We start from the raw sequence: 2830 nt of genomic DNA, 5'->3' as shown, positions 1-2830 counted from the left end.
GACCCGCTTCTCCGGCTACGACCTGCGGCAGTGGATGGACGGCCGGCTGAAGTACATCGGCTACCAGGTGCAGCTGCCGCAGATCTACCGGCGCCTGGCCAAGTTGGTCCAGCGCGGCCCTCGCCCGGCGCACGCGCTGCGCGATCAGCTGCTCGACCCGGCCGCGCGCACCGCTGCGTTGCAGGATCGCCCGGACCTCGATCAGGTCGTGGGCACCGAGATCGGTCCGGCCCAGCAGCCCGTCCAGCACCGCACGGTCCCGCAGATCAGCACCCTGTCTCGCGAAGGCCACCAGCGCGGTGGGCCGGGCGGCGGCGAGGTCGTCGAGGTTGGACTTGCCGGTGACGGCCGGGTCGCCGAACACCGCCAGCAGGTCGTCCCGCAGCTGGAACGCCTCGCCGAGCGGCAGGCCGTAGTCGGTGAAGGCACCGAGGGTGCGCGCGGAGGCGCCGCCGAGCCGGCCGCCGATGTGCAGCGGGTGCTCGACTGTGTATTTCGCGGTCTTGTAGCGCACGATCGCCAGGGATTCCTGAGGATCCGTCTCGGTTCCGGTGCGCAGGACCTCCAGACACTCCCCCGCGATCAGCTCCCGGGCCAGAACCGACCACATCGGCCTGGCGCGGGCTAAATAGATGGCGGGCAGTCCGCATCCGGTGAACAGCTGTCCGGCCCACGCCATCAACAGATCACCGACCAACAGGGCCAGCGAGCGGGCGGCGCCGTCGGGATCGGGCGACTTCGCGGTGGCGTCCCGCAGGGCGACGTGCGGAGTCCGGACGCCGCGCCTGAGCGGGCTGTTATCGATCAGGTCGTCGTGCACCAGCGCCGCGGCGTGCACCAACTCCATCGCGGCGGCGGCCCGCACCATCGCCGTACTGTCCCCCTGCCCGGCCGCACGCCAGCCCCAGTAGCAGAAGGCGGCGCGGATGCGCTTGCCGTCGGCGACCGCTGCCCGCAGCTGGGCGCCGACCGGGGCTAGCAGCGGGTCGACGGCTTCGAGCAGGGCTGACTCGGTGGCTACGAAGGCGCGGAGTTCGGTGTCTATGCGGGTTTTGAGGTCGGCTTGGGAGAGCACCCTTAGGCCTCTGGGGTTTCTGGTGTTTTCGGGTGGGGGGTCTCTGGTGTTTTCGGGTGGGCGGCCTCTTGTGTATTCGGGTAGGCGGCCTCTGGTCCTTTCGGGTAGGCCTTCGGGCGGGCCGCCGTGTGGGTCTTCGGGTGGGCCGCCTCGGCCCGCTGTGCCAACGCCTCCATGTGGGCCTGGGCCGGCGGCGCGACTCGGTCGAGGACGACGTCGCCGTGTGCCTTCACTTCGCGGTGCAGATCACCGGCCATCGCCGGCAAATCTGAGCGGCCCAGGACGCCGCGGGCGCGGCGCAGTGCTTCCTCGGCGGTTTCCAGGCCGAGGTCGGCGATGCCTGCTAGCAGGCGTGCGGCATCGCGTGCTACCGATCCTGCCCGATCCTGCTCACCCATAACGCGGCCCTCCCCGACCTCACGGCACGGACCCGCCATCCGCCGTCCGTGTCCGACGCCCGCCCCCTTCCCAGCCCGGGCATCGCCAAGCCCTGATTCGCTCGTTGTTCGCTCGTCGGGGTGATGTGGCTTGACATGCGGTTCCGTGGGTACGCTGGGCCTCGTGCGACCTTTACTCAAGAGCTTGATGGCGGGCGCGGCCACGGCCCTGCTGGCCGCCGGGTGCTCTTCCACGGGGACGACCAGCAACGGCGCGGCGGGCGGTGGCGGTGCGGCGGGCGGTGGCGGCGGCGGTGTTGGCGGTGTCGGCGCCTCTTCGGGCGCGGCTGGCGCGGATGGCACGGATGGTGACACCGCCACGTCCACGCCACCCGACCAAGCCGCGGTCGGTACCTCCTTCGCGCCCGCCACCCACGCGCCCACGGGCACGGCCACACCAGGCGGCCCGGCCCTCGTTTACGGCTGTGATCAGCAAGCAGTGGCGAAGCCGAAGTCGTACGTGCTCCTGTGTGGCGACGGCGGCGTGGCGTTGGACAAGCTGACGTGGACTGGCTGGGGGAAACCGAAGGCCACGGCGACCGGCGTGCAGACTCAGAACAGCTGCGTGCCCAGCTGCGCGGCCGGCGCACCGATCACTACTAAGGCGACGGTGACTCTGAGCGGCCTCAGCGGCGGGCGCTATACGAAGCTGCATGTGGTCACGTCGAAGGGGGCGAGCGACTACACGATCAGTGCGGCGGGGCCGCTTGTGAAGGGGTGATCCAGGCGTTGGGGAGTGTGGCGTTGGGGAGTGTGGCGTTAAGCGGATATGACACGCCTTAGGGATGCCCGCTGACCTGAACCCCGTTGATATAGCAGCTCCCGCCGCTGTAACAGAACGTCCCGCTGTTCGTGTACGTGTTGCGCGCGGGCTGCGGCTGCGGTTGGCCGAACGACTCGTCAGGCGAGCTCAGCAGAGTGAACCCGATAGCGGTCATCACCACCGCCGCGATCGCCTGCACTCCCGCTTCCGGGAACCAACCGCGCCGAAGAGCGTAGACCGTGTGGATCACAAGGGTGGCGCCGACCGAGAGCAATGCCCAGCTGAAATAGTGCGTGGGCGTGTGCGGCCTTTGGTCCAGTCCCTGCATCCCGTCGATGAACGCTCCCCACAGCAGCGCGACGAAACACACCGAATCAACAGCGATCACCGCCAGAAACCGCCGCGTGCCGGAGACACGTCGCGACACTGACGAGCCCGAGGTCAGTGAAGACATTTTGTCAGCATGACAGGGCTGTTCGAAACTGGTCTATGGCGATGCCTGGGCGCGGCTGCTAGTGAGACTCACTGTTTATCGAATCTTGATCGGTGGGCGGG

4 protein-coding genes are annotated in these 2830 nt (G+C 69.0%); 1 reads left to right on the top strand and 3 read right to left on the bottom strand.

Annotation, left to right across the window (positions count from 1 at the left end):
* The coding region (locus IZR01_RS48865) for a polyprenyl synthetase family protein (RefSeq protein WP_323747325.1) at positions 1-1075 on the bottom strand (1075 nt) is incomplete at its 3' end.
* A 2-nt stretch (positions 1076-1077) separates the two neighbouring features.
* Complete coding sequence (locus IZR01_RS48860) at positions 1078-1473, bottom strand: hypothetical protein (protein WP_194898048.1); 396 nt, start codon at positions 1471-1473, stop codon at positions 1078-1080.
* A 145-nt stretch (positions 1474-1618) separates the two neighbouring features.
* Here IZR01_RS48860 and IZR01_RS48855 point away from each other — a divergent pair, with 145 nt between their 5' ends.
* The gene (locus IZR01_RS48855) at positions 1619-2233 is read left to right on the top strand and encodes a hypothetical protein (protein ID WP_194927856.1); all 615 of its coding nucleotides are present in this window, start codon (positions 1619-1621) and stop codon (positions 2231-2233) included.
* Between the two features lie 58 nt (positions 2234-2291).
* On the opposite strand, the gene IZR01_RS48850 is transcribed toward IZR01_RS48855, so the two are convergent.
* Positions 2292-2729, bottom strand: a complete 438-nt coding sequence (locus IZR01_RS48850) for a DUF6234 family protein (protein ID WP_194927855.1) — start codon at positions 2727-2729, stop codon at positions 2292-2294.
* Between the last annotated feature and the right edge of the window lie 101 nt (positions 2730-2830).

This window comes from Catenulispora pinisilvae (assembly GCF_015356865.1).
In the GTDB taxonomy this organism is placed as follows: Bacteria; Actinomycetota; Actinomycetes; order Streptomycetales; family Catenulisporaceae; genus Catenulispora; species Catenulispora pinisilvae.
This window is presented reverse-complemented; position numbering and strand designations above follow the sequence as displayed.

Coding starts and splice junctions, on each gene's coding strand:
- IZR01_RS48850 (WP_194927855.1), bottom strand. CDS start 2,729: ATGTCTTCACTGACCTCGGGCTCGTCAGTGTCGCGACGTGTCTCCGGC.
- IZR01_RS48860 (WP_194898048.1), bottom strand. CDS start 1,473: ATGGGTGAGCAGGATCGGGCAGGATCGGTAGCACGCGATGCCGCACGC.